The sequence below is a fragment of the Streptomyces sp. NPDC047841 genome, assembly GCF_040704085.1.
GTDB lineage: Bacteria > Actinomycetota > Actinomycetes > Streptomycetales > Streptomycetaceae > Streptomyces > Streptomyces argyrophylli.
Window position 1 is genome coordinate 1 of the sequence record NZ_JBEYRP010000080.1, and the last position, 3,218, is coordinate 3,218.

A 3,218-nucleotide genomic window follows, 5' to 3' on the forward strand; every position below is an offset into this window, starting at 1 on the left:
GCGTCCTGCTCTTCGAGGACACGGGTGAGCTGCTGCCCGACGGCCGCGTCATCGCCCCGCACCGCCCGCTGGGAGCGGAGCAGGTGATGACCGCCACCTGAGGGCGGCACGGTCTCAGGCCTACCACTTCTTCGAAGTGGAAAAGGTACTGCACGTGACTGTATGGGGCTATAGCTCAGCTGGGAGAGCGCCTGCCTTGCACGCAGGAGGTCAGCGGTTCGATCCCGCTTAGCTCCACCATATAGTCCGGTATTTCAATACTTCAGAGTATATTGGCGACAGTATGCTGCGAAGTATTTTGCTCTTTAACAATCTGGAACAAGCTGAAAATTGAAACATGACGGCTGAAATTTATCCCTCCGTAGATGTACTGGGATGAAGAGTAACCTGTCATAGAGTCTCTCAAATGTTTGCAGCACGAACGATGGAAACATCTTCGGGTTGTGAGGTTAAGTGACTAAGCGTACACGGTGGATGCCTAGGCAGTCAGAGGCGATGAAGGGCGTGCTAATCTGCGAAAAGCGTCGGTAAGGTGATATGAACCGTTATAACCGGCGATACCCGAATGGGGAAACCCAGTGTGTTTCGACACACTATCATGTCATGAATACATAGTGGCATGAGGCGAACCGGGGGAACTGAAACATCTAAGTACCCCGAGGAAAAGAAATCAACCGAGATTCCCCCAGTAGCGGCGAGCGAACGGGGAGGAGCCCAGAACCTGAATCGGCTTGTGTGTTAGTGGAAGCGTCTGGAAAGTCGCGCAGTAAAGGGTGATAGCCCCGTACACTAAAATGCACAGGTCGTGAGTTCGATGAGTAGGGCGGGACACGTGACATCCTGTCTGAATATGGGGGGACCATCCTCCAAGGCTAAATACTCCTGACTGACCGATAGTGAACCAGTACCGTGAGGGAAAGGCGAAAAGAACCCCGGCGAGGGGAGTGAAATAGAACCTGAAACCGTGTACGTACAAGCAGTGGGAGCACCTTCGTGGTGTGACTGCGTACCTTTTGTATAATGGGTCAGCGACTTATATTTTGTAGCAAGGTTAACCGTATAGGGGAGCCGTAGGGAAACCGAGTCTTAACTGGGCGATTAGTTGCAAGGTATAGACCCGAAACCCGGTGATCTAGCCATGGGCAGGTTGAAGGTTGGGTAACACTAACTGGAGGACCGAACCGACTAATGTTGAAAAATTAGCGGATGACTTGTGGCTGGGGGTGAAAGGCCAATCAAACCGGGAGATAGCTGGTTCTCCCCGAAAGCTATTTAGGTAGCGCCTCGTGAACTCATCTTCGGGGGTAGAGCACTGTTTCGGCTAGGGGGCCATCCCGGCTTACCAAACCGATGCAAACTCCGAATACCGAAGAATGTTATCACGGGAGACACACGGCGGGTGCTAACGTCCGTCGTGAAGAGGGAAACAACCCAGACCGCCAGCTAAGGTCCCAAAGTCATGGTTAAGTGGGAAACGATGTGGGAAGGCATAGACAGCCAGGATGTTGGCTTAGAAGCAGCCATCATTTAAAGAAAGCGTAATAGCTCACTGGTCGAGTCGGCCTGCGCGGAAGATGTAACGGGGCTAAACCATGCACCGAAGCTGCGGCAGCGACGCTTAGGCGTTGTTGGGTAGGGGAGCGTTCTGTAAGCCGTTGAAGGTGGCCTGTGAGGGTTGCTGGAGGTATCAGAAGTGCGAATGCTGACATGAGTAACGATAATGCGGGTGAAAAACCCGCACGCCGAAAGCCCAAGGTTTCCTGTCCAACGTTAATCGGGGCAGGGTGAGTCGACCCCTAAGGCGAGGCTGAAAAGCGTAGTCGATGGGAAACAGGTTAATATTCCTGTACTTGGTGTTACTGCGAAGGGGGGACGGAGAAGGCTAGGCTAGCCGGGCGACGGTTGTCCCGGTTTAAGCGTGTAGGGGGTGTGACCTGGTAAATCCGGTTGCATACTAACCCTGAGGCGTGATGACGATGCACTACGGTGCAGAAGTAGTTGATGCCCTGCTTCCAGGAAAATCCTCTAAGCATCAGGTAACATTAAATCGTACCCCAAACCGACACAGGTGGTCAGGTAGAGAATACCAAGGCGCTTGAGAGAACTCGGGTGAAGGAACTAGGCAAAATGGTGCCGTAACTTCGGGAGAAGGCACGCTGGCATGTAGGTGAAGTCCCTTGCGGATGGAGCTGAAGCCAGTCGAAGATACCAGCTGGCTGCAACTGTTTAATAAAAACACAGCACTGTGCAAACACGAAAGTGGACGTATACGGTGTGACGCCTGCCCGGTGCTGGAAGGTTAATTGATGGGGTCAGCCGCAAGGCGAAGCTCTTGATCGAAGCCCCAGTAAACGGCGGCCGTAACTATAACGGTCCTAAGGTAGCGAAATTCCTTGTCGGGTAAGTTCCGACCTGCACGAATGGCGTAACGACAGCGGCGCTGTCTCCACCCGAGACTCAGTGAAATTGAAATCGCTGTGAAGATGCAGCGTTCCCGTGGCAAGACGGAAAGACCCCGTGAACCTTTACTATAGCTTTACACTGAACGTTGAGTTCGTCTGTGTAGGATAGGTGGGAGGCTATGAAACTGTGGCGCTAGCTGCAGTGGAGCCATCCTTGAAATACCACCCTGTCGTGCTTGACGTTCTAACCTGGGCCCATTATCTGGGTCGGGGACCGTGTATGGTGGGTAGTTTGACTGGGGCGGTCTCCTCCCAAAGAGTAACGGAGGAGCACGAAGGTTAGCTAATCACGGTCGGACATCGTGAGGTTAGTGCAAAGGCATAAGCTAGCTTGACTGCGAGAGTGACGGCTCGAGCAGGTACGAAAGTAGGTCTTAGTGATCCGGTGGTTCTGAATGGAAGGGCCATCGCTCAACGGATAAAAGGTACTCCGGGGATAACAGGCTGATACCGCCCAAGAGTTCATATCGACGGCGGTGTTTGGCACCTCGATGTCGGCTCATCACATCCTGGGGCTGAAGTAGGTCCCAAGGGTATGGCTGTTCGCCATTTAAAGTGGTACGCGAGCTGGGTTTAGAACGTCGTGAGACAGTTCGGTCCCTATCTGCCGTGGGCGTTGGAAGATTGAGAGGGGTTGCTCCTAGTACGAGAGGACCGGAGTGAACGCACCACTGGTGTTCGGGTTGTCATGCCAATGGCATTGCCCGGTAGCTAAGTGCGGAAAAGATAAGCGCTGAAAGCATCTAAGCGCGAAAC

1 protein-coding gene, 1 tRNA gene and 1 rRNA gene are annotated in these 3,218 nt (G+C 53.2%); all 3 read left to right on the forward strand.

The genetic code is table 11. The features are described 5' to 3' along the window. Positions 1–101 (forward strand): DUF5999 family protein (locus AB0947_RS42690; RefSeq protein WP_366755743.1); only part of this gene is annotated, 101 nt, incomplete at its 5' end. 63 nt (positions 102–164) lie between these two features. Further along, positions 165–240: transfer RNA gene (locus AB0947_RS42695), tRNA-Ala, on the forward strand. 207 nt (positions 241–447) lie between these two features. After that, positions 448–3,218: ribosomal RNA gene (locus tag AB0947_RS42700) — 23S ribosomal RNA — on the forward strand; the annotation flags it as partial.